Origin of the sequence: Azospirillum sp. 11R-A (assembly GCF_049472615.1) — a bacterium.
In the GTDB taxonomy this organism is placed as follows: Bacteria; Pseudomonadota; Alphaproteobacteria; order Azospirillales; family Azospirillaceae; genus Azospirillum; species Azospirillum palustre.
In genome coordinates this window covers 1-25,801 of the sequence record NZ_JBCEBL010000045.1, presented here as the reverse complement: position 1 = coordinate 25,801, position 25,801 = coordinate 1, and the positions used below count along the sequence as shown (strand labels likewise).

Genomic DNA, 25,801 nt, shown 5'->3' with positions numbered 1-25,801 from the left:
GAACTTCTGCCAAGTCGCGCATTTTGAGTGTTCGCCGGGCGAACATGTATTGCCCTATCTTCCCGTGATAGAGCCCCTGACTTGAGAGAAAATTGAATTCATCAGTCAGACGTTTACAGGGCGGGAAAGAAAATTGAGCCAGTAAGGAGATTAGGTAGTTCCGCAATGCGGCAGATGCGAACGCGTTAGCCTTCGACGCTGCCGTATATTCGCCCTCTGATGCTCGCTCTGTGAGAGCCCCATAAGGGCTCATGAACCATTTCGCCGAGCATTCGGCGCAGTCCAATTCATAATAAGAGTGAGGTCTGGACCATGGATTATCGGGAGACTCGTCGACACGCTCAATGCGCCCCTTGCCACACGGGCAATTGTCAACTTTGACCCTATCCTTTTCCCAAATTCCCATTTATCGGCTCCTACAAAGTCTAATACTAGTACAGTTCGACTCTGGGACGGAGTGCTATGTACAGGTGACGGTACCGGAATGGGGCGGCGCCGGCGTCAATCGAAGCTCGCGCGGATTGCGCGTGCGATGTTCGGATCGTTCAGGTAACCGACGATGCCATGCCGGTTGGAGGTCTGGTTGTCTACCCCGCCATAGTTCGCTATTGCTGGATCAACGCCGAAATTCAGCGCGTCGAGCGGATTAAGAGCAACTACGTCGCGCGGATCGTAGGCGTTGTACCATCCTTTGCCGCCTGCCGGGTTGGTCAGGACGCCCAGTGTCGAGCGGATCGCTCGGATGCCGAGCGGAGAGCCCACTGTCACGAACAACGGAGGCTTACCGGCCGCTGCCTTCAGAACGTTGTATGCGACGACGCTGCCCAGCGAATGCCCGACGACTACCCTGGTGTCGCTCGTGAGGCGCGCCGCGACGATTGCATCGATTGTACTCATAACCGCTGTCTTGCGGGTGTACAGGAACACATCTCGCAGGAACACTTCGAGCGTTCCCTCGGGCAGGCTCGTGAATGTCCGGTCGAGCAGCCGGACAACCGCCTGCACCCACGCCCAGTTCTGCGGCCCCTTCTCCATAGGGAGGTCCCCAGCCTCGGCTTGTACCGCACTATCTGAAATGCCCGCCCGGACGCGCATCTCGTCGACGACCCGCACCTTGAATTCAGCGTACTCGTCGAACACCGGGCTTCCCTTTGGCGTAAACGCGGGATCGGCAGGGAGGGCGAAGGCTTCGACGAATCGGTCGAGATCGTCGGCATAGAATGGAAAGTCGACCTCGACGCCGTCTGGTAGGGCGAGCCCTGCTTTTTCCAACCCCTCGCGCAACGCGCCCATCCACGTCGCTTCGAGATCTGCTGGCACCTTGCCGCCCTGGCTTCGGCCGTGGACAAACATCACCTTCATCTCAACCTCCCGTCAGCCGTCATTTCGGTTACGATCTTGTCGAAGCGCTCTGGCGTAAAGACTGTCCATAGCGATTCCTCCAGTTCGTCCTGGGCATCGGCAACGACACGCGGCAGCACGACCTTGCGCAAACGAAGCTGGTTCCATCCTTGCGTGAGCATCGGGCAGAACGGCACGAGCGTCGGGCCGCCGTCCTCCGGCATGCGCACCCCTTTCGCCAGAAGCGCGACGTCGAAAAGGCACGCGCCAAGATCATGCTGCATATACTGCTGGATGGATTCGATCGCAGTCTGATTGCTGGCTTGGGAATAGGCATACGCCGCATAAAGGCCGAGCGCGGGATCGATCCTCTTTTCCATGCGGGCCGTACGGGCGAACGCCTCCGCCTCGTGCGGGTCGGAGAGCCGAAACACGCCTTCAAGCGCCTCCATCGCCGTCTTCTCACGAAGCATTTCAAGCTCGAAGCTTCGGGCGAGGTAGGATGTCCATCTGTCGCTGTTTGGGGAGGGAAGATAGCTGACGTCGGTCACCGCCCTCCCCTCGACCGTCACATGGGCGATGTATCCACGCAGGCCGGCGATGACCGTGCCGTGGCCGTTCCGGAAGCGGATGGCAACGCTGGCCACGCCCTCCGGGATGTCGAGCGTCACAAGCCCCGTCCCTGGCGTGTCGCCGTGCTGCAATATCATCGCCCGAGCTTTGTGAGAGATGAAGATATCGTCTATACGGGCACCATGAACCACTAAGCCGGTCTCGGCCTCAAAAGCAAATTCAGAAAACTGGACTGCGATGGGCGAGCTTTGCTCCGGGAGTCCCCCATGGCTCATCGTCGTAGTCGTCCAGGGGCTGCCTATTATGACGCCAACTAGGACCCTGACCGTCGTTATCACTCTGAGCAGAGACCCGAGGATGTCTGGCCCAGGCATTTCCACCGCGCCGGCCTTGCCGATGTAGGCGTCGGACAGAACTTCGGTATCCGGCATCTGTTCGTAGATCGGGTTTATGGACTGGATCAGTTCAGGCACGCGGCTCTTGAGATGGCTCCCCAGTTTGCGGTTGGTAACCACCCGAATTGTCTCGCCGTCCTCTGTGACAGTATCGACCATGTCGGCTTTGGGCCTGGAAAACGCCTCTAGCAGGCAATGCGTGAAGACGCTGATCTTTTTTCCGTCGGCGGTGAGTAGTACCTCGTAAGCTGGGCGATCTAAGGTCGTGGCGAGGAACTTGTCCACTTGGCCTGTCGGACCCAGTTCCGCCTGGTTTGGAAGAAGGACGCTGCCCCTGATGCGCATGGCTTGGAGCGTCGTCGGCTTGGTTCGGCAGGCGTCTGAAATCAGGACGACGTTTGGAATCCCGCACTCCTTAGCAAGTTCGAACGTCTCGGTCCAGCTGATGGCTTCTTCGCTATCTTCGGGAGCCCCGGAGAGAAGCCAAAATTCGTCCCTGTTCTTCAAGGATCCGTGTCCGGAAAAGAAGATCACGAGCTGGCTGTAGAGTCTGCTTTTGACGATGTCCTTGACAGCAGTCTTTAGCATCTTGGCTGTCACCTCCCGCTGGGCGCCGCTCTCGTCCTCATCGGTGAAGACGTCCAACCGATCGAAGTTCTCCCCCCTCAGCCATTCCGCCACATCGTTGGCACCGTCCACGCAGGCTTGCAATGGAGTAAGCCCGCCCCCCGTCTTGTTCACCCCGATCACGACGGCGGCACGCTTTCTCCCCATAATCCCCCCTCGCTCGCTGATGACGCGAGATTTCAATTCCTATGCCGCAATCCGAACCTTCCAAGTCGCTACGCCTGGACAACCGGTAGCTAAGCCGATCCTGACGCGGATAGCAATCGCTGGCCCGGCACACGCTGTAGCGGAACCGGTCCTTCCGCTACAGGTAAGCTGTCGCCACACAGCAGGCGGCGCGTGCCGTATTCTGGCCATGGACCGCCCCCCAGGTACGTTATGGGCTCCCTGGTTGTCCTATGACGCGACGCTGCTGTGACTTCAAAGCAGCTTTATAAGCCGGCTGCCTGAGTGAGATTGACGCGGAAACTGTCGCGGTGGCGCTGGTAGCGCCGGGTCATCTCGGCGGAGGCATGGCCAAGATGCCGTTGGACGAAGCGCTCCTTTGCCTCGGCGGCGGTGGCCAACCCGGCGCGCAGGGAATGGCCGGCAAAGCGGTGGCGGCGCTCGCCCTCCGACAAACCATCGCGAATACCAGCGGCGACAGCGGTGGTCTGCACCCGGCAGGCGACATGCTTATCAGACAGATGGTCGGTCAGGGCGCGCTTCCCATCGCGGGCGATGCGGCAGAACAGCGGCCCATGGGTGATGCGGCCCAACTCCATCCAATTCTTCAGAGCCGCCACCGGACAACTCGGGGGCGTGCTGCCCGGCCCGACCTCAACCTCGCGCCAGTCGGTCTTGCCGCGGATGTGTAGGACCAGCCCGCCCTCCAGCACCTCGACCCAGCCGCGGCCGTCGGCAGTCTCATCCGCCTCGTGGTGGAGGCCGACGATCTCGCTGCGCCGCAGCCCGCTGGCGAAGCCGAGCAGAAGGATGGCGCGATCCCGCAAGCCGCGAAGATCATTGTCACGGCAAGCAGTCATCCGCAAAAGATCGTCGGCGAGAAGCGCCTCCTTCCGCACCGGTGGCCGTGCGTGTTCATTGCGGATGCTGGCTATCACTTCCTTGATGTGACGGTATCCGCGGTCGCGCAGAAAGCCACGCTGTCGGAAACTCTAGGCAAGCCCGCACAGTCGGCGCTTTACAATGGAGGCAGCGCGCCCACCCAGACCACCGCCGCGCTTTTCAGATGCGAGGTCGGCGAGATAAAGGCCGATTGCTGGTGGGCTAGGCGGTAGCGGAGGGAGGCCACGGCGCATGCACTAGGTGGTATAATGCCACCAGTCGGCCTTGTAGGCGCGCTGAGCATTTTCAGATTTCGCCTGCCGGATATAATGCAGAGTCTTCTGCGTCAGATCGTCCAGCCCGGTCGGTGGGCCGGAACCCACGGTGGGTTCGGCCGGGACGATGCCGATGTTCAGACCTGGGACGTCGCCGTCCATTGCGCTGCCCTTCTTTCGCATGCAGTCTGGTGCCGAGCGTTCACGTCCCGATCGGCGCCGCAATCGCGTCGGCGGGCGTCATCTCGCCTTCGTCACCTTCAGGTGGCTTCCCTCCTTGACTCTGGTCGGTCAGCAGCCGCTGAGCGCCAATCTGCTCGATGGCCTGCTTGGCAACCCAGCCAATTCCATCGCCAATCACCACGGCACCCTGCTGGACACCCCCTACGACCACGACCACGCTGACGATCGTCTTCACCACTGTGATGGCCCGTTCGATGAATGACGTCGTTTCGGCCGAGGCCCTCGTGCCCGCTGCGTTCCCAGCGACGCGGAGGGCTGACGCGACGATAACGAGCTTTTCCTCGACGGCGCGGCGACCGAAGAACGAAAATCTCTCTAGGACGAGGCGTAAATCGCGAAAGGCCTTCGACACCGCGTCGATCAGCAAGGTATCGAGATCCAGTCGTCCGCTGGCCAGGACTGCCAGAAGTGCATCCATCTCCGCAACAAGGGCTTGCCGATCGGTATTGGTCAGACGCTGCATCGGATGGGCGTCGGCGAAATACTGCTCCAGGCCGACAAGAGCAGTGATGTGGGCCTCGGTGATTCGCTGAGCGGCGAGTTGGTTCCAAATCTCGTGACCACAGCGCGGACTCAAGACCGTAGCAATGCTGGCCAGAGCGGCGAGCGCGCTATCGCGCGGGCGCGGACGCAGCTTCGGGCTTGCTTTGACCTGGGCCTCGAAGTCGGCAATGCGGCGGCGAACAGCCGCCATCAGCGTGAAATAGTCATCCGAGCCCACCTCCGTCCCGAACAGGCTGGCCAAAGCATCGTACTGCGGCTGAGTGCTCGGGATGCCGGGATGATGACGGATCATCTCAGCCAGTTCGTACATCTCGGTTGCCGGGTCCGTCATCTCGGCATAATCGGTCATGACAGTGTCATCTCCAAGAGCCACGAAGGGCTGGAATGCCGATCGCATTTCAAGTTTGGCGATCTCTAACTTCATCGTCAATCTATGTCCGATAAGGGAAGGTTATCGGACATAAGCAGTCCTCCCTTAGCCCCGGCGCTTAGCAGTGTGTCAATTTCAGCAAACCTTGAGAATGAGAACCGAACACAGCGATTTTTCTCAGGAAACACTGAGAGCGAAAATTTGATCAATTAAGAGCGAAAATTTGATCAATTAAATGTGAGATCCCATCGTGAGCTTATGGTTTTCTCTGCTTTGAATGCCATTGGGACAACAGACTCACTCAGCCGCCGCTGGATGTTCGGCCAACGACCTGACATCGTAGATATCTTCCGGTCGAAAAAATCCCCTAGCCTCGATCTGTGGCCGCGCGGCTTCTACGTCGGGCAGAAACATTACTACAGCCAAGTCACATGTCGCACGCGAACTACAGACGTAGAAAAGGCGCCGCGTCCTTTCCAGCACTGAATCCTTTCCGTTGGCTAAATTCTCCATGTCTCTTTCCGACAGTGGCGTAATCCCAAAATACTTTCCATATGAAAATTGATTCTGCCCTTGCCCCTCATCATCATCGATAAGCACCAACACACGATCGAATTCGGCACCCTTCACACCTTGCTGAGTGGCAAAGGGGGACATGTCCTCGATGTAGTGACGATATCCCCAAAGTTCCTTTGCACGACAAGCAAGAAAGCTCGTTACAGACTCGCTCTCTGGATCATCGGCATCCAACTCTCTATTGGGGTCAGCAAAGTAAGGGGCATACCGATCATCGACCCGCAGAAGTTCGGTGGTGATCGCGTGATCAAGAATATGACGGATTGTGGTCGTTGGGCCGTCGAACAGCGTATTCAGTCGGATCGTCGCGGTCTCCAGTTGGCGGAGCACCTCACCAACTTCCCGGCCCGCGATGCCGTCCGTCGTGAGCAGGGGGCAGTGGGCGCGCAGCAGTGCCATGACCTCGAAGTGATCGCCGCCGCGCACGGCCAGGGCAAGCGGCAGGAGATAAGTCAAAAATGGCCGGAGCGGCCAAGTGCTGCCATCTTCAAGCCCATCCTTGAGACTGGAAGGTGCCTTGTCATGCAAGGCCGCATAGAGGCCCGGGAATCCCAGCCGCGTCGCAGCCATGCGATGAACGACGACCAATACGCGCACATCCGCTTCCCGCGCATCGTTTTCCCAATGTGGATCGTTGTTTTCACGGCTTAGCCATTGCCTGACTTGGGCGATCCGCTCCGACCGCTGATCATCGGCGGGCAGGAGAAACAAGCGTGCGCTTCCTGCGACCGACCTCTGTTGACCGTCGGTTTCGGTCATTCGGCCTCGGTTCTGGACCAGGCCGTCGCCCTCTGCCCGGATCGCGTTGACGACATCAAGCACGCGGCGTGGGCACCGGAAATTCTCCGGCTTTGTAATGTTCGCCCATCCCATCCCCGGCGCGATGGCTCCTGCGCCAGCCGTGTAGATCTTTTGCATTGGGTCGCCGAAGAAGCCCAAACAGAACTCGTGCTGGACCGTCTCGGCGACGCGCCGGAGAGCTGCCACGACGGCGGGCACCGTATCCTGACTCTCGTCGACGAAGATGAAGGGAAAGCGGCTGGCGACAAGGTCACGCAGAAGCTGATGCTGTTCTATCAACGCTGGTACCATGGCGATGATATCGGCATGCCCCAGAAGACCTCGGGCGAAATCGCTGCCTGTCCCATAAGTGAATCGTGACAGCCCAACCACGATGTCACGCTGACGGCGGTAGCGCTCGATATCGCGTTCCAATCCTGGGCGCGTCTTCTGCTGTGTGCGCGGATTCGCCAAACGCTTCACCGCCTCCTCGACCTTTGCGTCGATGCGCGTCAAGACCCATCCTTGGATATCGCGTTGAAACGAACGGACTACCGACCAGAGGAAACTGTGGATGGTGGAGACATGAATGAGTAGATCATTGCCAACGTCCCCCCAAATCTCCCGCACCGCAACTTCAGTGTATGTGATGCAAGCGATCTGCTGACCGCGCATCCGCAAGTCCTTGCCACGCGTCTTTGCCAGATGCGCGAGCCCTTTGACCAGCGATGTCGTCTTGCCAGACCCAGCGCCGGCCACCATGACGAAGCTCGTTTGGGGCCGCTGATCAAGGCACGCGCGCAATTCGACATCTGCCTCGGTGTCTGGTTGCCCTATCCGGCTTGTCATGCGGTTGCCGCCTGCTCAAGGTCCTTCGGCTCTGGTGTTGGCTCGGGCGCAGGCTCAGCCGGGGGCGGCGTTACCTGCTGCTCAAGCCAGGAAAGGCCGGATGCGATGTAGTGCGGTACAGTCCATTCCGCTGGATCACAGGCAAGGAGAGCGAGCGCGAAATCTGTCTTGTGAAAGCTCGATTTGCCAATTTTACTGTGCAGACGTTCCGCCATTTCTTCGGGGGTGAGCTTAGCTGCACCGCGGATACGGAGCTTAAGTTCGGCCCGCTCCTTCGCTTGGCACCAAACAAGATTTTCCAGTGCGAACGCTTCTTCAAGTGTTCTGCCGGCCAACGCCACAGCTTGCCCTGACCAAGTCACTTCAATCGTGGTTTGGTAAGTCACGCGGACGAGCGCGTCCCCGCCAGTCTGCCGCAACTGGGTGCGCGATGCTTCGTCGGCTGCGAGCAACTCGGCGATGGCCTTCCGGCCAGGGAGCCATTGAATCAGGGTCTGGTTGGACGTCAGCGCGCCATCAATGTGAACCATGCAAGCGGACCCAGCAGAGGCCTTGTCTTCGTCTTCCAGCGCCTCGTCTGTGGCTTGCAAAGCATCTTCTTCCCCAGCCGGTGAGGTATCGCCTTCGGCCAGCGACACAGCTTCTTCAGCTGGGAGGGTGTCATCTTCGTTGCCTTGGGGAGGCAAGACACTATCAATGTCGGTGACGATCAAGGTGGTGATGCCGAGGAATTCGATCAGGGATCGGAACCGATGGCCGAACGCACCGCCAATCTCCAAGATACTGAGACAGGCGGACTGGAGACGAGGGGCGACTTTGGCAATCATCTGCGGCAACAGAAGCCGCTCGACATTGCCTTCGACGAGGATGGCGGCGTCGGCAAAAAACAGATCGCAGTGAGTGAGCTTCAAATACCGCTCAAGGAAGTCACGTACTGGATTAGCAGTGCTTTGATAGAAAATTGAAAGATTGAGCACATCCGACGTCTGCAAGACCAAACCTGGGGTCCGACGAAAATAGCGGATTGGACGAAAACCCCTCTCATAAAGAATATGAGGAGAGTGCGTCGAAACTACAATCTGACTTGTGTAGTGATCTGCTTCAGCATCGTCGATATCAAGAATATCAAGAACCTTACGGATAAAAACTTGCTGAAGTTGGGCATGTAGATGCGCTTCCGGTTCTTCGATGAAAATCAGGTGGAGCGGTGGTCGATTTTCCTCGATATCGAGCCATCGGGAATGAAACCCCAAAAGCTCGACAACCATATAAATGAGATTTTTGAAACCGAGGCCGTTATAGCGATCCGGCAGCGTCAGCGGATCGCACCCAGGGTTGACCGGTTCCAGTGCATAGTGGACACGAGCACCCTCATGGCTGCTCATGATCGTGGCGGGGTTCAAGGCCGTTCGGATCAGCAGACTCGGATTGTTGAGGCCAGGATAACCCAGCACCGCTAAACGCCGTAAAGTCGGACCGAACACCCGACCAAGATGGTCATTGAGCATGGCTTCGGAATCTGCCAAGGCTCGCTGAGCTTCGAAGTCCTCTCCGCGCTTTTCCAGATTGCGATCATAGAACCGGCTGAGGCATCGGGACAGGTCTTCTGACCGGCTGCCGCCAGCGGCGTCCGATAAGTGACGTTGCGCGTGCAGCACATCAATCGTCAGCAATCGAGCAAGAATGTCTCTACCGGATTGGCCTTTGTCTGAAGCTGCGCGGAGCGGGGTATAGCCGGCTTCAGGGCGCAGTTCATCGTCAAAACGTGCACGGTCGAGAACGTAATAACGCAGTTCGAATTCGCGACGGAGCCGGTCGCTATTTCCATCGCCAAGGTAGTCACAGAGATTTCGCGGCGGAGGATGGTAATCAGCGCCGCCATTGACACCGGGGCGAATGTTTTCCTTGGCTCGCTCGCGGGCCTGCAGAAAATTGGCACGCAAAGTATCAGGGGCCGCCGCCGCGAATTCTACGCGTAGCCCGACACAATTGCCCTGCCAAGCAAGGCTCGGCAGAAGGTCAACGACCCTGTGCAGGTCGTTGGGCCTGACATTGAACCATATGTCGAGAGAGATGGCCGGGAGCGAAGCGTCGCCAACCCCATCGCCGAAAGCGTTGATTGTGCTCCAGCAATCAACGCTGAAGTCATGAATTGAAAAGCGGTCGCGCGACGCCGCTGAAAAAAGTTGCAATGCTTGCGCAGCAGAAGTCTTTCCGCTATTGTTGGCCCCGACGAAAATCGAAATGTCGGACGCTAGATCAATCCTCACATCCTTTAAGCGTCGAAAATTGCGGATCCGCAGTGATTCAATGTGCATCGCCACCCCCTATGCAACCTAGCTTAGGCGGCTTGGCAGGCACTCGACAATGCGTGAATCGACGCACTCGGGTCAAACCCGTCCAAACATCCGCCTCGCCCCACCGACTGCAGTCAAGCGAAGGCAGGGCGCGTCAATCGACCCTTCGATGGAGATCAGCGGCTGGAGCGCGTGTTTCATACCCGGCTCCACCGCGGCTACCGGCATCTTGGCGTCTCCATCGCCAGGGGAGGCCCAGATGGTCGCTTGGCTCGCTGTTCATGACTGGCTCACCTGGGGTGCGGGCGCGTATCAGGGCAAGGGTCCATAGACGCGGAAGGCGTCCCGCTTGGTCAGGAGGTGGAGCGCGCCGGCGGCCACAGCGCGGGAAAGCAGCAGGCGGCTGGCGGCGGCCGACAGGCCGGAGCGCTGCGCCAGTATGGCGCCGGTCACCGCCGGCATTTCGGTCAGCAGGTCCGCGACCAAGCCGCCGCGCCCGGTGGAGCGCGCCGGCTTCAGGGCTTGGTGCAGGCGCTCATGGGCTGTGCTCAGCCGGCCATGCAGCGCCAACCCGACCTCCGCCGCGCGCCGGCAGGCCTCCAGCCAAGCGATCACCGCGCTTTCGTCGGCCGGCAGGCGATCCGGCCGATAGCGGCCCAGGTGGCCGCGAAAGCCGGGGGCGGGGAACAAATGTCGCTTCCTCCTGAGGATCTTCACGCGGCCTGAGCAAGATCGTGTTGATGAATCAACGGCGTCCATGCAACCTCTTTGGCTGGAAAGTTTCTTGCAGCCGAACGTTTTCGTGCCTGCGGGTGACGAACAGGCGGCTTGCCGCCTCGCCTGCGATCTTCTCATGGCGTCAGGTAACGGACGGTCGATCCACCTGCGCCACACGGCCTGGTGGATGAGGTCCAGGCGCTCGCCGCCGCGGTCGGCGATGTCGCGCACCACGCCAGCATTGGCGAGCTGCTCCACCAGCAGATGCACCCCGCACAGCGACAGGCCGCAACGCCCCTTCGGGTCGCCCGCCACCCGGCTGATGGTGAAGGCCGACCGGTAGTGCATGCCATGCTATCCATTTCGATAGCGGAACGTCGAAAAGGTTGTATTCTTGAGGGTAAACTCTCTATACCATTTTGGATAATTAAAATATCTTCCCGCGATGATAGTCTGAAGCATATACATACGCCCTGTTAGCTGCAGAAGCTGCACTGAACTTCCCGCGCGTCTTCGTCAGAGACATGCAGCTTGTCGGTCGACGGTGCTCGGAACGAACGGGAGGGCACATGGGACATTGCACACGCTTTGGCCGCCGCGGTCGACTCCTCGGCATGGTGGGAGCGGCCTGCCTGTCGGTGCTCGCGGGCTGCGCAGACACGAGCCTGTTCCGGCCACACACGGCCAATAGCCTGTCGGAGGCCGGGTCGTTCCATCTGGCCGTGCTATCCGTGGCACCTTGGAACAAGTTCTCCGACAAGCTTCAGCCGAAGTTCGAACTCAAGGAGGCCGACGCGCTCAACAAGGTGCTTCCCACAGTACAGAGCGTCGAGGAGAAGCTGCTGGACGCCCTGCTGGCCAACCTGAAGCTCGGCCTGCCGACCTCCACCTTCAGCGAGACCACCACCAGGACCGCAACGGGCGAGGTCACGACGACCGGCACGGGCACCCGGGGCAGCGGCACGCTCCCGAACTTCAGCCCGGACTCTCCGGCCGGCACGCGCACCGCCTCTGAGCTGCCCGGATTGTCCAATCGCAACATCGATACGGACCCGGTTCTGCAGTATTCCGCGGCGACGGCCCTGCTCCAAGAGGTCCGCCTGTTGAACAGCTACGTGGAGAGCGCCGCGCTATTCAGCGACACGGTTCCCTACCTCGTGCGCCTTCAGCTGAGCGCCATGCCCTTCGCGCGAAATGAACCCTACGACCTCTACGCCGACCTTTCGTTCTTCCCCACCTACGAGTTAAAAGAGACCGACACGAAGTCCGAACAGCCGCCGAGCGACACGAAGTTCGACCATCCGCCGAGCGTCATCCCACTGCTCGCCACCGACAACCTGACGACGACCCAGCGCAGCCGCGCCGTCGAGCTCGTGCGTCAGTACGGTTTGGCTCTCGGCGGCACCACGCCGGGCGTCGCCGCGCAGGCGGAACTGAAGCGGTTGAGCGACGACCTGAAATCGGTGATCGGGCGTGACCTCGACAGCGTCTTCACCGTGGCCAAACTCGCCGACAACGCCATCCGGGTCCGCATGGGCGCCCAGGCCCAGCCCGAGGCCGGCCACGCCATGGTCCCTCGCACTCACAACGTGACCCTGCTGGTCATGGTGCCGAAGGCTTACGCACAATCCAAGGCGGCTAAGCCGGTGGAGGTGTCGATCTACGGCACCTACGACCTCCGCCACACGGACGACGGCGTCCGGCTGCCCGGTATCGATCCGAACGTCGAGCAGCGGACGCTGACAGCCCTGCGGCATTTCAAGTGCGGAGAGAAGCTCGACGACGAGGCGCTGCTGAAACGGGGCGACGAACTGAAGAAGTGGGCCGCCACTGATCGCTGGGCGAGATTCAACCAGGACATCGCTCGCAAGGACGGGATGGGCTGCAACACCGAGATGCGGCAGGCACTCTGGCATTCGCTGAACAAGATCATGAGCACGGAGGGCGAGGTCACGGCCTACTTCGAGGTGCCGCCCGCCAAGCCGAAGCCGCCGACCATCCTGCCGGCGGCGCAGGTCGCCTCGCTGCTCGATGACGGCCGCACGGCCACCCGTGTCCAGTTCTACGGGGGAAGCGGGCAGCCCGACTCCGCGCGCATCGAGATCGGTGGCCTCAGCCTGCCGGCGAGCGACATCAAACGGGAGGAGAACGAGCTGAAGCTCGTCTTCCCCTCGTTGACGGCGTGGGGCGTGAGCGGTCAGGCGGCGCGTGCCCGGGTGCGGCTCGTCTGCACCGCCTGCCTGAGTCCGCTGGTCAACGCGCCGTTCTGCGGCAACACGCCGGCCCCGCCGGTGGAGGCGAACCCGAGCCTCAGCGAGGCGAAGGACCCCGATCCCGCGGCGGGCTCTCTCTGCTATCCGGCGTCGTCGGTGGTCAGGCCGCGCGCGCCCGGCGAGCAGGCTTTCGACCTGCGGATTGGGGCCAAGCGGCTGGCGGCGCTGGACGGCGCCGCCGCCGACCTGCCGGTTAGCGTGGTGCTGCGCGACCCGGCCGCCGTCGACACCGTCGCCCTGCGCGTCGAAGGCGCGTCGCTGGTCGGGGTAGAGCCGGGCACCGTGACCTCCTCCGGGGAGGTGCTGGTGACCGCTGATTCCGTCGTGACGCTGAAGCTCAAGAACGTCGTCGGCAACGTGCCGGTGCGCGTTACGGCTATCGGGCGCAAAGGGGCGGACCCGGTCGCCGTCCGGCACCAGGACATCAGGCCCGTCGAACGCCCAACCCGCCGCTCGTAGGAGAACACCGCCATGGCCAAGGGGAAGATCGATTCAGCGCCGCAGGCCAGCCGGCCGACCGAAGGGTTCGACAAGCTGGTGACGGCCACCGTCCCGATGATCCGCGACCTCACCCCCGGGCCGCCGGACCCACAGGACTTCACGGAGATCCTCGCCCGGCTGGCGGCGGCGGAAGGGGCCGTGCCGCCGGTGTACGAGGACGCGGTCCGTTTCCCATTCGAGGCGTTCGTGCACAACCTCGGCCCGGACGGCTTCGCCGCCCTCCTGAGCCAGGACCCCGACCGGCGGGGCATCGCCCGCTGCTTCTTCGACGTGCTCCACGCCATCCTGCAGAACGCCGAAGGGTATGAGCTCCAGGGCACCGGCGCTTTCCAGGAGACGGTCAGCGACCTTTACGACGGCTTCCTCGGCGCCGAGGACCGGCGCGGCGTCGCGCCGCCGGACCGCGCCGTCGTGGCGCCGCTCGTCAAATGGGGCGAGCCGGCCTTCGGTCCGTACACCTGGCCGGTGGAAGTGACGGCCCATTTCGGGGTCGGTTGCACCATCGTCAGCCTGCCCCCGGCCTACGCCCGGCGCGGCGTGCTCGCATGGTCCACTCTCGGCCACGAAACCGGCGGGCACGACATCCTCGGCGCCGACACCGGCCTGATAAGCGAGGTGGCCGGGGCGATCGAGACGGCCCTGGCCGGCCCCGGAACACCCACCCACGCGACGCGCCACAAGCCGGTCATCGTCGATGCCTGGCTGAACTGGGCCAACGAAACGGCCTCGGACGTTCTCGGCGTGCTGAACATGGGGTTCGCGGCGGCGCTTGGCGTCCTCGGATATCTCCGCGCCGCGAGCGAGGCCTACGGTGCGGCGGGCGGACGGACGACCGGCGATCTGGTGATCGAGGGGTCTGCAGCCGCTCCGCATCCGATCGACGCGCTGCGTGCCTACGTCGCCGCACAGACCTTGCGGCACTGCCTATACTCCGGGGCGAAGGAGGATGCCGACTTCGTCGACCGCCTCGCCGACCAGAGCCTCAAAGGCCGGACGCTCAGCGTCGACGGGTGCCCCTGGTCGGTGGATGAGGCGCGCAAGTCGGCCCAGGAAGTCGCCGACGCCATCGCGCGCACCCGCTTCGACGCGCTCGAACGCCACGCCCTGGCGAGCATCCAGAACTGGCGCGACCGGGATGAGCGCATCGTCACTCGGATCATGGCCCTGCTCAAAGACGGAGAGATCGACGATGCCGGCGCCGCCGGGCTGAACCGTGAGGCCTTCGGCACCCACGCGGTCGCCGCCGCGGTGCTCCACGCGGTCGGGACGGGAGAGGACGCCCCCGCCTTTGCCGGGATGCGCAGCATCCTCGCGGCCATGCACCAAGCCAATCCGGTCTGGGGACCGCTGCCGATCGCCGTGCGGGGGGATATTGCCCCGCACCCGCTCATCCCGGGCGCGGCCCTGCTTCACAAGGATTCCGGCTGGCTCGTGCGCGGGCCGTTCGGGAAAGCAGTGATCCGCCCGGCAATGGCCGCACCGCCCACACTGCCCTGGCGCCGTCCGTATGGCGATGAGGGTCCGTGGGGACATGGCGGTCTTAAGGGCGGTCGTTGGGAATACGGCGCTCCCAGGGGCGGCCGCTGGGAGTCGGGTGGCCTTAAGGGCGGTCCTTGGGAATACGGCGCTCCCAGGGGCGGCCGATGGGAATCTGGTGGCCTTAAGGGCGGTCGTTGGGAGTACGGCGCTCCCAGGGGCGGCCGCTGGGAGTCGGGTGGCCTTAAGGGTGGCCGTTACGACTGACTGGGCGGCCCGCCCACCGTAACGTGGTCAGGTTAGCGCCGGAGGCTGAGAAGGAGGGGGCGCCCAGTGTCGCTTTTCCCTAAGAATTTTCACTAGACCATGACGAAGAACATGATGATTGTTCAAGTGATTGCATTCACAGTTTTCGGCCGAACACTTTCTTGCAGCTAAAAATTTTCGTGAGAGGTATCACTTTCTTAGGAAGTTCGCGCGGCCTGCAGTGTTCCGGATGAAAAGATGCGTGGCAAGATCTGCATCTTGGTGCGAGTGGTCAAATCGGCGATCCATCGACGACTGTGGGCTGGCACCGGAAGTCCGGATGATCACTTGACTCCCTGTTCATGACTTGCTCACCTTACGAAGCGGGTCCATTTCAGGCCAAGGGGCCATAGACGCGGAAGGCGTCCCGCCTGGTCAGGAGGTGGAGCGCGCCGGCGGCCACGGCGCGGGAAAGCAGCGAGCGGGTTGCGGCGGCCGACAGGCCGGAGCGCTGCGCCAGGATGGCACCGGTCACCGCCGGCGTTTCGGTCAGCAGGTCCGCGACCAAGCCGCCGCGTCCGGTGGAGCGAACCGGCTTCAGGGCTGCGTGCAGGCGCTGATGGGCTGTGCTCAGCCGGCCATGAAGCGCCAGCCCGACCTCCGCCGCGCGCCGGCAGGCCTCCAGCCAGGCGATCATCGCACTCTCGTCAGCGAGTAGTCGGTCCGGCCGGTAGCGGCCCAGGTGCCCACGGAAGCCGAGGGCGGGGAACAGGACCGGGCCGGCGGTTGCGCCGAGCCGAACGAGCAGCTGCGGCACCAGGGCGCGGCCGACGGCGCCGCCAACCGCGTTGGCGCAGCCGCTGGCCGACCAGTGGCCGAGGAAGCCGCCGGCGGCGATCAGCGGCGGCAGGTCGTGCCAGCGGGCCATCGCCTCCGGGGTCAGCGCCCGGGCGAGGGCGGTGCGGGCGGTGGCGGGGTCCGGCACCTCGACCAGGCTGGGCGGCAGACGCTCCTGCAGGAGGCCGGCGGCGATCTCGCCGGGCCGGCCCTTGAGGCGCAAGCGGGCGGCGGCGGCCAGGCGGTTGGCGGTGAAGAGCTGCCGGGGATGGCGGGCGGTGACGGCGCGCAGCAGACGCAGGGTGCCGGCGGCGAGAGCGACGCGATCGACCCCCTCGACGGCGCGCTCAGCGTCGGCCGCCAAGGCGCCGACCGCCTGCAGGCGGAGCTCGTCGGCGTCGACCGCGATGGCGTCGAGGGTGGCGGAGGCGGCGGCCTCATCGAGCAGCATGTGGGCGATCCAGCCGCGGCGCACGGCGGGCGGGGCGGCGGCCAGCCGTTCGTCGAGCCGGGCCAGCCGGTCGACCGCCGCCGACAGGGCGGGGCCGGCTTCACCGGCCATCCCGGCGGGCCACGCGCCGGGCACGGGGAAGTTTGACAGCCGCCGCACGGTTTTCGGACCTCTTAGATGGCTGAAATACTGGACATATTGCGATGAGACGCAAGCTAACATGCTATTGGCTTGCGCATGCTGGAGGATTGCGGGAAGGCACGCAACGGCGGCGATACTGCGCGAAAATTTCCCTTTTCGCGCAGTTTGGCTCCGGCTAGACTCGGCACCGGACATCCACTGGGACACCGGGGACTCCTGTCGGTTTTCCGGGATCGCTGGACTCAAGCGTGAAATCGCCGAAACGGCCGGCTTTCGGCACGGGATCGCTGGACAGGCAGTGCCAGGATCACTGGATTCGAGCAGGGATCGGTGGACAGGTTCCGTCCTCCAGACCCTCCGGGCGTCCCCGTCAGGACAGCATTTTCGCCGCTGCAGGCTGGTTGGCGGCCCGCGGCGGCCGAGGCAGGTCATAGCCAGTTCGATTCCGTCCGATACGACGCTTTACTAAAGAGGGGCGGCGGAAATCCTGATCGCATCTCCTCGGCCTTGCGCAGAAAGGGCCGGTGAGTGACGGCCCTTCCACTAATTCGAGTGCTTGTGTTAGCTGGTCTCCTTGCCTCCGCTGTGGTCGATATGACGACGAATTCAGTTCTCGCAGAGTCAGTGTTCGTCTATTTCGTCCTCTCTTCAGGATGGTAAGCTGAAAATGCTCGTCTGAAATAATACAGCCTGAGGTCCAAGATGTTTGAATCACTTCCAGAGATCGTCCGGACACACTATAGCCGGTGCTGGGTTCAAAAAGGAGCGCTTGACACCCCTCATAATGCTTTCTACTCCATGTTAAGAGTTGCTAAGGAAGCAGTGTATGAGGTCCAGAAGGACGTCATACGTCAAAAATTTGACAAATTGAAATGGGACGGCCGCATTGATACTTCAGACGACTTTATATTTTTTAAAAATCTTATAATTAAATCGAACGAAATAATGTTGGAGCCGAACCTCCCGGATGATATCATTCCTGGGTTCTTTTCTTTATACTACTGTGATTATCATGAAAGAGACGCTGATCATGAGAGATTTTGTGTGACAGAATCTACTCCAAAAGGCTTTGATTTGGCTGTGGCATCGATCTTGATCGTTGCCAAATCGATCTTCCCAGAGAAGATATTGTTGCCTCCTAATCAGTCTCAATGGGTTGACGCATTGGAAATTGCAAAGCGGGTAAATGCTCCTGTTGAGTCCTTGCCCAGCAGAATACCATCGGACAGATTATGGTGATTTCTAATCGGTTTGTGATTTTTGACCGAGCATATCTGGTTGTTACCTTGCTTGAGGTGAATCCGTGCGACATTCAGTTGGAGAGCGACGCCAACGTGCTGAGCGGTGGCATGGGTTGCAGAGGCTACTGACTCTGTTAGGATCCGGCCTGCCCTGGTTCGTTGGCGCCAACCCGGTCGATAGACGGTGTTAACTTGGCCGCGATCGCGAGTTGGACCATACCCAGGCTTATATCGCACACGGCTCCCAAAACAGAGTTACAGCCACTTGCAGCGGCATTCCAAGGTCAACAAGCCATAATTCCAGCGAGTTTATAGAATGGTAGATTTGATATACTCCAATTACGATAGCTATGATCATGTGGACGCTGATGCGGGGGAAATTGTCTTTCCTCACTCAATTTCCTCAAATCAGTGTCCGTGCTGCGGGGGAGCGTTTGCCGCATTTCAACACTCACTCTCTGGCTCAGCAAGGTTGGGACTTGAGATGTGTTCGCGGTGCGGCTGGTGGCATATGCACCAAGAGATGGATGTCGTAGTGAATGACTCTCAGGAGGGAAGCAACCGCAGCAGTAGCAGCGAGGCAAGTAGCAAGGTCGTTACAGCTCGGTGGTGGGAGCTTCACCATGCTGTCCTGACGAAATTTGACGTGACAGCGCCGGATATTTCTATTGAGACATTGCGCGAAAATCTTGCCCGCTTTTGGGATCGGCGTACCCACCTTTCAGCCCAACAGGCCGAAGACCTTGTTGCTGACATCTTGCGTGACTATTACGGCGCCGACGTGACGAAGGTAACCGCGAACGCCAATGCAGCTGACGGCGGTGTCGATCTGATAGTAGCGAGTCGGGATGGTGTCATACGTCGCGCTGTTCAAGTTAAGCGTAGGCTGATGCGTGACGTTGAATCGGTTCAGGATGTGCGAAATTTTGTTGGCGCTTTGCTACTTCTGGGGGAGCGAGAGGGGACATTTGTAACGACGGCCAGTCGATTCTCAAGCCATGCTTTAAAGATACCTCGAAATAGCAACCTCAGCAGGGCAAAGCTTCAGTTGGAGCTGATCGATGGAGAGCGGCTTTGTGAATTGATTCAGCATTCGGCAACCCAAGGCGAACTCAAACTCCCCTCTCTAATGTCGCTCGATCAGCAATGGGTTGCCAGCGACGGTAGCGTGGTCGGCGCGCGAGAACTATTTCTGGGAGATATTCGCCAGATACAACATTTTGCACGAAAAAGGAGTTAAACATCGCAGGGCCGAGCTGAGCAAGGCTGAGTTTTGAGATATGAAACAATCTGCGTAAGCACATTAAGGGAGAGCGCAAGCTTGAGCTCCAAACGGCCATCTTGGATCTACCTGAGCGATGCTCCAGGAGACCCTTGCTCGTCAGGCCATATGGTGCGGCTGGCGCAATTTGTGTAGCCGTCCGTCGTGTCGGCTGCGAAGTTCCTTCTTTGGCAGCGCCGCACCGACTCGATGTCCGCGATGTCCAGGGGTGGTAAGGCGATTCGCAGGCACGTGCGTTCGTGACTGATCGTCTGAATTTGCTTTCTTGATGTGGATTCAAGCGAGGGTAAAGCTGTAGAGTAAGCAGCTATGTCGTTGTTTTTTGGGTATTCTGTGAGATGTTGGCGGATTTGGTGTCCGCCACTGCTCTCGCGGTGGGAGAATCCTTCCTCGGTCGAACAGGGCGTCGTGGCTTGGCGGTCTTTACCGCATTGGGCGGCGAACTCACCGGCTTGTCGCCCGAGGACGCCCGGACCGCGGCGCACTATGCATTGCGGGAGATCAATGGGCCCCGGGACTGGTTTCCGGTGTTGCTTGCCGCCAAGCTGGACGTGGTGGGCGCGGTGCTCGAAACCAAGATCGCCGGGCTGTTTGGGGAGGGTGCCGACGATGCCGTCTGACCACCACAGCCTGCGCGCCATCGCCACTCTGGTGCCGGCCGCCAAGCTGGTCGCTGGTGACCTGCTGACACGGTTGGAGCAACGCACCCCTGACGGGACGGCTGGGCTTCTGGACGCCCTGGCCATCATCGCCCAGGGGACGGAGGAGGACCGCTCCCGTCTCGCCAGGCTGAGTGCCCTCCGGACCACCGAGCTTTGGGGCAACGACCTCTACAAGGCTTGGCCCTGGCTGCAGGCCTGGATGAGCACCGATGTCGCCGCCGCTTGGACCTTCATCGAGCGCGCTCTGACGACCACGCCAGACGACGCGCGGGCAGTGCTGGTGCGGGTCCTCGGATTCTGGGATGAGGTCCACTTCGACGTCACGGCGATGTGGAGCGAGCTTCGCCGGCAGCCGGCCCTGCTGGCGAGGATCATCCCCACCGTCTTCCGCCACCTCCCGCCAGGTGACGATCCACAACACACCGGTGTCTATCAGATTATGGCTGAGGACCGGGCGATCGACATCCGCGGCCGGCTTCCCCGCCTGCTCGAACAAATCGCCGGGCCGGAGTCGCATGCGGCCCTGAAGGCTCTGGCAATGCATGCCGACTTGGCGGCGCTCCGACCCTTCTTCCAGAACGCGGTGCGGCGGCATGGCGAGGCGGCGGCCGAAGGGGAACCCTGGACACCGGCTCAGATCGTGGCGTTCGCCGCCGAACACGAGTGCGATCCCAGGCCCCCGGGCGACTTGTTCCGCGTGGCCTGCAACCGGTTGCAGGCCGTGCGGCACGACATCGAGGAGCGGGACTTCGGTGACCGGGGCCTCTTCCCACCGAAAACCCCCGAAATAACGCTGCAACGCTATTTCGCGGGACGGCTCGAGCGGGAGAGTCGTGGCCGGTACGACGTGACCCGCGAGGAGGAGGTCGCCGACCACAAGGAGCCGGACATTCGCCTCCGCCGCGCGCAGGTGGGGGTGGTCAGCATCGAGATCAAACCGTTGGATCCTGGGCGCTACTCGGTGGCCGAAATGAAAGACACGCTGGAGACCCAGCTTGTCGGCCAGTACATGCGGGCGGTCGACTCCCGTCACGGCATCCTGCTGCTGTGCATGATCAAAGACCGCAAGTGGGAGATCGAGAAGCCGGACGGCACCATCGACCGGACCGCGGGCTTGCCTGACCTCCTCAAAGTACTCAACGACGCGGCGGCCGACCTTGTGGCCGGCCGGCCCGACATCGACGGCCTGACGGTGATCGGCATCGATGCAACCCCCTGGGCAAAGGCAGGAAAAGCGAGCAAGACGAAGGAAGCGAAGGCCCCTGCGAAGCCCGGTGGTCGGGCCAAGGTCAAGACGGCCGCTCCAACGGAGGGGACGTGACTCATGGACCGTCCGCTCCCTCCCTCCGACGTCCAGGTTTCAGAGAACCTGCCGCCAAGCGCTCCTGCAGAGGATCTGGTCACGCCGACGGTCCTGCAGGCCTTGGAGACCGCCGACCGCCTCATCGAGCGGTCGTTGGCGGACGGCACCCGGGCGGTCTACGCCCGCGCCTGGGCGCGCTTCGCCGGCTGGTGCCAAGGCCAGGGGATGGCGGCGCTGCCGGCGACGCCGGCGACGCTCGCCGCCTTCCTGGCGCACCACGCCGACCCGCCACCCCAGGCCGGCTCCCGTACCACGGAGGGGGCGCCAACCGGGTTGTCGCCATCCCGCCTCGAGGTGGTGCGGGCGGCCGTCCGCCGGGAACACACCCGCACCGGTCACCCTGATCCCGGCGCCGATCCGCGCATCGGTCAGCTGCTGCGCGGGGTCCGCCGGAGTTGGGCTGAGCGCGGTCAAAGCCGGCGCCAAGTCGAGGCCCTGACAGCGTCCAGCCACGGCGACACCGATGTGCCGACACTGCGGCTAGTGGTCGAGGCGATCACCCCCGCAGAGGTCCGCGGTGTGCGCGACACGGCCCTGGTTCTGGTCGGCTTCGCCGGTGCCCTCCGCCGGTCTGAGCTCTGCAGCCTGACCTGGGGCGACGTGCGGTCGGCCGCCGGCGGGCTGACCGTGACCCTGCGGACGTCGAAGACCGACCGCGATGCCAAGGGACAGAGTGTTGGCATTCCACGCGTCGGTGGGCCGCTATGCCCGGTTGCCGCCCTCACCGCCTGGAGGAAGGCCCTGCTTGCGGCCGGCCACACCGTCAGTACCTCTGACCCAGTCTTCCGCGATGTCAGCCGCTGGGGCCATGTGGCGGCGGCGGCCCTCCATCCCAGCACGGTGGCCCGCATCGTCAAGCGGCTGGTGGCGGCGGTTCCGACCGAGGGGCTGGACGAGGAGTTGCGCCGACGCCTCGACCCGGCCCGCTATGCCGGGCACAGCCTGCGTGCCGGCTTCGTCACCACCGCGGCGATCGAGGGTAAAGACATCATCGACATCCTGATGACGACCCGCCATGCCGAGCCGCGGACGGTGATCGACTATGTCCGCACCGAACGGCTGGCCGGGCGCAACGCCGTGCGTGGCGCCCTGGCGCGCCCGGGCGAAAGCGCGGCGGCTGAAGAGCGTTCAAACGATCTGTCGCAAGGTTGATTTTTCCGTCAATTCTCGACGCACCTGCAGTGCCCATCCCAGGAAAGCCCACTCCATGCATCAGCACCTGACCGACCTTGATGCCCTTGCCTTGACCGTCCGGGAGCCGCGCTCACGCGACTATATCCAGGAGGCGATCGCCGCCTATCGGGCTGGGGCCTATCGGGCGGCAATCGTCGCCACTTGGGTGGCGGTCTCCTTCGATCTCACCATCAAAATTCGTGAGATTGCAGTCGACGGCGATGGCCAAGCGAATGAGGAAATGGCTGCGTTCGACGGGTGGGTGCAAGCGGGCAATCAAGGCAAGCTCCAGGAATTTGAGGGAAAGCTATTGGGCAAGGTTCAAAGCAGATTCGGTTTCCTCAACGCACAAGACGTGCTGCACCTTGAGCGCCTGAAGGAGGACCGCAACCACTGCGCCCATCCAAGTTTCTATGGTGATCAGGATCTCTTTGCCCCTACCTCCGAACTGGTGCGGATGCACATCGTCCACGCCGTCACCCTGGTGTTGGCCCGGCCCCCGATCCAAGGACGGGTGCTGATCGAGCGTTTTATGACCGATCTGCGGTCGCCGGCATTTCCACGCGACGGTGACAAGCTCGCCCGCTACATGAACGAGCGATACCTTGATCGCGTCCGACCGGATTTGTTCGGAAGGTTCGGAACGACGTTGGTGGCGGCGGTTGTAAAACCATCCGCTGAGCAAGTGTCCAGTAACGACGTATTGCTGACTACAGTAATGGCGTTTGCTCGCACGCGACCCGATGCGTGGCGTGCAAGCGTTGTTCCTGGTATTCCAAGGCTGATAGAAGGGCTGACCTCAGAGCAGCTGCCTAACCTGTTCCGCCTTCTCAAAGCTGCTCCTGATCTGTTGCCGCTTTTGGACGCAGGGACCCTCCACCGCCTGGAAGCCCTGATTGACACCATGAGTGAACGCCTGCGGCAGGCGCCCCCTAGCCTGTTCGGGGGTGAGAAGTCCTTTACGCTGAGCGCGACCGAGATAGCGCTGTTCGCGGGGATGGTGGTGCCACAACTGACCGATCGGTTGGTGGCCGTATTCGAGCAACTCCCTCGTGTGGCGGCGAACAAGGTGTTGGAGGAGCACCCGAACCGCCGGTTTCTCAATCATGGCTACACCCGCCTACGCACTGCCCGCGACTTTCGTTCTGCTGAAGCGCTCTACCGGAGTTACATCGCCCCCCTGGCCGGCATGATGCAGGCGGAGGACGTCCCAGCCCTTCTCGACGCTGTGATGAGTGATCGGCAGATCTGGGATGCGACTGACATACGCAGCCAGTTGGCGTCGACGGCGCGGGTGCTGGTCGAACGAGGAGAAGCCCGAGCCGCCGACTGGGAGCGGTTCCGCGCCTTCATCTTTGAGAAGGGAGTTGAGTCCTGGTACGGCGAGCTTCGGGTGGTCTTACATGACGGCGGTGTTGTGGAATGGCCGGAGACGCCGGATGCGGATGAACTGGACGAGCAACCGGAATGAGAGGTGGCGCGTGTTCTTACCACGCGCAGTCGGCGCTTGTTGACCGATTGGGAAGGGCGGCGGGCCGAGGTCAGATTGTCGGCTGAGACCGTGACAGCCCTCGCCGGTTGGCGGGCGGTGGCGCCGCCTAGGATCGAGTTGCTCGTCGCCTGTCGCGACGAGCATGTGATCGAAGTTCGTTGTTGGTTCGGGAAAAGGTTCGTTGAAAATCCGTCGGCAAGATCGTTGATAGCGAACCATAAAGTTCGATCATCTGATGCATGTTGGGATTCGTCACCACCGACGGAGAGACCGATGAATAGCCCAGCTGCTGGAAGCCCGAACGGCGACAATCGTAGCGCCTCTGTGATCAATAGCCGCATTGAGGCCCAAAGGGGGCGCATGCGACCGCTGGAGGAAGTTCAGGCTGCGTTTGTCCGTGGGCGTATTGCTTATAACAAACCGCTGACGAAGAAGAAGGACCTTCTGCAGCTCGCTGAAAATCTAAACCGCATTGTTGAACAGGCCTGCACGGTAGTAGGTAAGGACGGTCGCTGTGTAACCAAGTCAGCTATTGCCGAAGAGGCTGGCATGCTGGACAGCAACGGGAAGAGTGGCCGCTTTTATGATTATATGGTCGATCCTTCTCTGCCTGAGGAGGAAAAGCGTAAGCGTGTCGAGACACGGCTGGTAAAGAAGCCCGCGAATTACCTGAAGATCGCCGAGGTGGCTGCACGCCTGGCTGGACAGTCAACTGACTGGGCCGCGATTACGCTCGTTGATCGGACAGGGCTCGCGGAAGGAATGGATGCCTTGTCGGAAGACAGTGAGGCTGAACACCTTCACATGCTTGCCGATGCCCTAAAAGGTGAGGCTCGCCGAATTGCTGATGCAACGGGGCTCAACTGGTATTTCCGGACCATCGACGAGCAAGGCTTGTCACCCAATGGCAGCAACTGGGAACCGGACGCGCAAGCCTTTCTATGGACGTGGATGGCAACTCCATGGATCGATCTATTCACCGAGGAAGTTGCGGCATTCCCGGCCCTCTGGTGGCCTAAGGAAAGGAACAGCAAGCCGCAGGAGAAGATTGCACGGGTCTGTCGCCGTGTCAGCCTTGCCCTGGCGCCGTTTGGTCCGAACCAGGAGGTCCGCGCCTACCTTGTGCGGCGCCCGGTCCTGGCTGTTACCGACAAGCCGAAAATTCGCCGTGAGGGTGAGCGGCCGGATTTCTTCGACTTCGATGCCTCCTTGCCTGTAATCACCTGGATGCCAGACGAGCGGGGGCATGTCTCACGTGCGGATGGGAGTGCCCTGGCAGTGGATCCGTCTGCCCGTATGGTCGAAGGCTGCTATGCCTGTGACATTCCCGGCGATGATCATGAATTCTTGGAGATCACGGGCGGAACTCTCGCCTCTGTCCTGGAGAGTGGCTTCCCGCTCGTTAACACGATCCTCCAGGACGCCTTCCATCTTCCAGCCGTAGCCTATACGAAGTCGCCGCCAGACAGCCGGGCTGCTCGTTTGGAGCGGCTTATTCGCAAGGGTGAATACGGCGATGATGAGAAGAGCCGGCTCACAGTTCGTCTCGAAGCCAAAGCGCGTGAGTACGTTGACGGCTTGCGTGGCTGGGTCGATGCGGAGCGTGCGCGGATCGAAGAAGAAATGTTCCACATGGCGGGAGGTGGCCAATGAACGCCGCGTTCGAAAAGACGCTTGGTGGAGGTGCTGCCATACCGTCTGCCGTGCTAGCTGCGCGGCCAACAATTTACCGCGGCATTCGGATGGCTTCACGTTTGGAGAGCCGGTGGGCATTCTTCTTCGATGAGTGTGGCCTCGACTGGGTTTATGAACCGTGCCGGCTGCGGGTCGCAGGGTCTGATTATCTCCCCGACTTCTTTTTGCCCAGTCTCACTACATGGTTTGAAGCCAAGGGCCGCCTTGACGCGCATCATGCCGCTAAGAGCGCCTAACAGAACCATCTCTGGACGAAACGCCAGCAGATGAGGCTGGCGGCGATGTGGTGGAAAGCGGTGAAGATGTCGGCGCGCCGTTCGTAGCGGACGGCGATGCGACGGAAACGGGCAAACCAAGCGAGTGTCCGCTCGACC

At 61.6% G+C, this 25,801-nt stretch carries 18 protein-coding genes and 1 pseudogene; 9 read left to right on the top strand and 10 right to left on the bottom strand.

Annotation, left to right across the window (positions count from 1 at the left end; genetic code table 11):
- Window positions 1-501: 501 nt before the first annotated feature.
- The 8 genes from VH569_RS33805 to VH569_RS33770 all read right to left on the bottom strand — a co-directional run bounded on the left by VH569_RS33805 (window position 502) and on the right by VH569_RS33770 (window position 10,942).
- Complete coding sequence (locus tag VH569_RS33805; RefSeq protein ID WP_423321478.1) at window positions 502-1,362, bottom strand: hypothetical protein; 861 nt, start codon at window positions 1,360-1,362, stop codon at window positions 502-504.
- The gene (locus VH569_RS33800) at window positions 1,359-3,119 is read right to left on the bottom strand and encodes a caspase family protein (RefSeq protein ID WP_423321477.1); all 1,761 of its coding nucleotides are present in this window, start codon (window positions 3,117-3,119) and stop codon (window positions 1,359-1,361) included. Before VH569_RS33800 ends, VH569_RS33805 begins: the two co-directional genes overlap by 4 nt.
- A 248-nt stretch (window positions 3,120-3,367) precedes the next feature.
- Complete coding sequence (locus tag VH569_RS33795; RefSeq protein WP_423321475.1) at window positions 3,368-4,000, bottom strand: tyrosine-type recombinase/integrase; 633 nt, start codon at window positions 3,998-4,000, stop codon at window positions 3,368-3,370.
- Between the two features lie 240 nt (window positions 4,001-4,240).
- Window positions 4,241-4,420, bottom strand: coding sequence for a hypothetical protein (locus VH569_RS33790; RefSeq protein WP_423321473.1), 180 nt, complete (start codon window positions 4,418-4,420; stop codon window positions 4,241-4,243).
- A gap of 40 nt (window positions 4,421-4,460) precedes the next feature.
- Window positions 4,461-5,354 carry a hypothetical protein gene (locus VH569_RS33785; protein WP_423321471.1) on the bottom strand — a complete coding sequence of 298 codons (894 nt, stop codon included), beginning with the start codon at window positions 5,352-5,354 and terminating at the stop codon, window positions 4,461-4,463.
- Between the two features lie 318 nt (window positions 5,355-5,672).
- On the bottom strand, window positions 5,673-7,580 hold the full coding sequence (locus tag VH569_RS33780; protein WP_423321469.1) for a UvrD-helicase domain-containing protein: 1,908 nt from the start codon (window positions 7,578-7,580) through the stop codon (window positions 5,673-5,675).
- A complete protein-coding gene (locus VH569_RS33775; RefSeq protein ID WP_423321487.1) occupies window positions 7,577-9,898 on the bottom strand; it encodes an ATP-dependent nuclease in 2,322 nt (773 codons plus the stop codon). Before VH569_RS33775 ends, VH569_RS33780 begins: the two co-directional genes overlap by 4 nt.
- Before the next feature lie 291 nt (window positions 9,899-10,189).
- On the bottom strand, window positions 10,190-10,942 hold the full coding sequence (locus VH569_RS33770) for a hypothetical protein (RefSeq protein WP_423321467.1): 753 nt from the start codon (window positions 10,940-10,942) through the stop codon (window positions 10,190-10,192).
- A 221-nt stretch (window positions 10,943-11,163) separates the two neighbouring features.
- Between VH569_RS33770 and VH569_RS33765 the strand changes: the two genes are divergently transcribed.
- Both VH569_RS33765 and VH569_RS33760 read left to right on the top strand, forming a co-directional pair.
- Entirely contained in the window at window positions 11,164-13,326 is a 2,163-nt protein-coding gene (locus VH569_RS33765; RefSeq protein WP_423321465.1) for a hypothetical protein, read from the top strand.
- 12 nt (window positions 13,327-13,338) lie between these two features.
- Window positions 13,339-15,111: a hypothetical protein gene (locus VH569_RS33760; RefSeq protein WP_423321463.1), complete on the top strand. Its 1,773-nt coding sequence runs from the start codon at window positions 13,339-13,341 to the stop codon at window positions 15,109-15,111.
- A 373-nt stretch (window positions 15,112-15,484) separates the two neighbouring features.
- On the opposite strand, the gene VH569_RS33755 is transcribed toward VH569_RS33760, so the two are convergent.
- Entirely contained in the window at window positions 15,485-16,489 is a 1,005-nt protein-coding gene (locus VH569_RS33755) for a hypothetical protein (protein ID WP_423321462.1), read from the bottom strand.
- 732 nt (window positions 16,490-17,221) lie between these two features.
- Between VH569_RS33755 and VH569_RS33750 the strand changes: the two genes are divergently transcribed.
- The 7 genes from VH569_RS33750 (at window position 17,222) to VH569_RS33720 (ending at window position 25,385) form a co-directional block, all read left to right on the top strand.
- Window positions 17,222-17,758: a hypothetical protein gene (locus VH569_RS33750; protein WP_423321460.1), complete on the top strand. Its 537-nt coding sequence runs from the start codon at window positions 17,222-17,224 to the stop codon at window positions 17,756-17,758.
- Between the two features lie 648 nt (window positions 17,759-18,406).
- Window positions 18,407-19,000 carry a restriction endonuclease gene (locus VH569_RS33745; RefSeq protein ID WP_423321458.1) on the top strand — a complete coding sequence of 198 codons (594 nt, stop codon included), beginning with the start codon at window positions 18,407-18,409 and terminating at the stop codon, window positions 18,998-19,000.
- A gap of 455 nt (window positions 19,001-19,455) precedes the next feature.
- Window positions 19,456-19,662 (top strand): hypothetical protein, encoded by a 207-nt coding sequence (locus tag VH569_RS33740; RefSeq protein WP_423321456.1) that lies wholly within the window; start codon window positions 19,456-19,458, stop codon window positions 19,660-19,662.
- The gene (locus VH569_RS33735) at window positions 19,652-21,025 is read left to right on the top strand and encodes a hypothetical protein (RefSeq protein ID WP_423321454.1); all 1,374 of its coding nucleotides are present in this window, start codon (window positions 19,652-19,654) and stop codon (window positions 21,023-21,025) included. The genes VH569_RS33740 and VH569_RS33735 overlap by 11 nt, the downstream gene beginning before the upstream one ends.
- Before the next feature lie 3 nt (window positions 21,026-21,028).
- Window positions 21,029-22,219, top strand: a complete 1,191-nt coding sequence (locus VH569_RS33730) for a tyrosine-type recombinase/integrase (RefSeq protein ID WP_423321452.1) — start codon at window positions 21,029-21,031, stop codon at window positions 22,217-22,219.
- Window positions 22,220-22,274: 55 nt separating this feature from the next.
- Window positions 22,275-23,711, top strand: coding sequence for a hypothetical protein (locus VH569_RS33725; RefSeq protein ID WP_423321450.1), 1,437 nt, complete (start codon window positions 22,275-22,277; stop codon window positions 23,709-23,711).
- A gap of 294 nt (window positions 23,712-24,005) precedes the next feature.
- Entirely contained in the window at window positions 24,006-25,385 is a 1,380-nt protein-coding gene (locus VH569_RS33720; protein WP_423321448.1) for a hypothetical protein, read from the top strand.
- Between the two features lie 274 nt (window positions 25,386-25,659).
- Here the strand turns inward: VH569_RS33720 and VH569_RS33715 are convergent.
- Window positions 25,660-25,801, bottom strand: a pseudogene (locus tag VH569_RS33715) (IS5/IS1182 family transposase); the annotation flags it as partial.

What these genes read in the sequence shown, in the direction of transcription:
- VH569_RS33805 (WP_423321478.1), bottom strand. Translation starts at nt 1,362, where the DNA reads ATGAAGGTGATGTTTGTCCACGGCCGAAGCCAGGGCGGCAAGGTGCCA.
- VH569_RS33735 (WP_423321454.1), top strand. Translation starts at nt 19,652, where the DNA reads ATGCCGTCTGACCACCACAGCCTGCGCGCCATCGCCACTCTGGTGCCG.
- VH569_RS33730 (WP_423321452.1), top strand. Translation starts at nt 21,029, where the DNA reads ATGGACCGTCCGCTCCCTCCCTCCGACGTCCAGGTTTCAGAGAACCTG.
- VH569_RS33770 (WP_423321467.1), bottom strand. Translation starts at nt 10,942, where the DNA reads ATGCACTACCGGTCGGCCTTCACCATCAGCCGGGTGGCGGGCGACCCG.
- VH569_RS33755 (WP_423321462.1), bottom strand. Translation starts at nt 16,489, where the DNA reads ATGGCCGGTGAAGCCGGCCCCGCCCTGTCGGCGGCGGTCGACCGGCTG.
- VH569_RS33780 (WP_423321469.1), bottom strand. Translation starts at nt 7,580, where the DNA reads ATGACAAGCCGGATAGGGCAACCAGACACCGAGGCAGATGTCGAATTG.
- VH569_RS33720 (WP_423321448.1), top strand. Translation starts at nt 24,006, where the DNA reads ATGAATAGCCCAGCTGCTGGAAGCCCGAACGGCGACAATCGTAGCGCC.
- VH569_RS33765 (WP_423321465.1), top strand. Translation starts at nt 11,164, where the DNA reads ATGGGACATTGCACACGCTTTGGCCGCCGCGGTCGACTCCTCGGCATG.
- VH569_RS33790 (WP_423321473.1), bottom strand. Translation starts at nt 4,420, where the DNA reads ATGGACGGCGACGTCCCAGGTCTGAACATCGGCATCGTCCCGGCCGAA.
- VH569_RS33785 (WP_423321471.1), bottom strand. Translation starts at nt 5,354, where the DNA reads ATGACCGATTATGCCGAGATGACGGACCCGGCAACCGAGATGTACGAA.
- VH569_RS33750 (WP_423321460.1), top strand. Translation starts at nt 17,222, where the DNA reads ATGTTTGAATCACTTCCAGAGATCGTCCGGACACACTATAGCCGGTGC.
- VH569_RS33760 (WP_423321463.1), top strand. Translation starts at nt 13,339, where the DNA reads ATGGCCAAGGGGAAGATCGATTCAGCGCCGCAGGCCAGCCGGCCGACC.
- VH569_RS33725 (WP_423321450.1), top strand. Translation starts at nt 22,275, where the DNA reads ATGCATCAGCACCTGACCGACCTTGATGCCCTTGCCTTGACCGTCCGG.
- VH569_RS33775 (WP_423321487.1), bottom strand. Translation starts at nt 9,898, where the DNA reads ATGCACATTGAATCACTGCGGATCCGCAATTTTCGACGCTTAAAGGAT.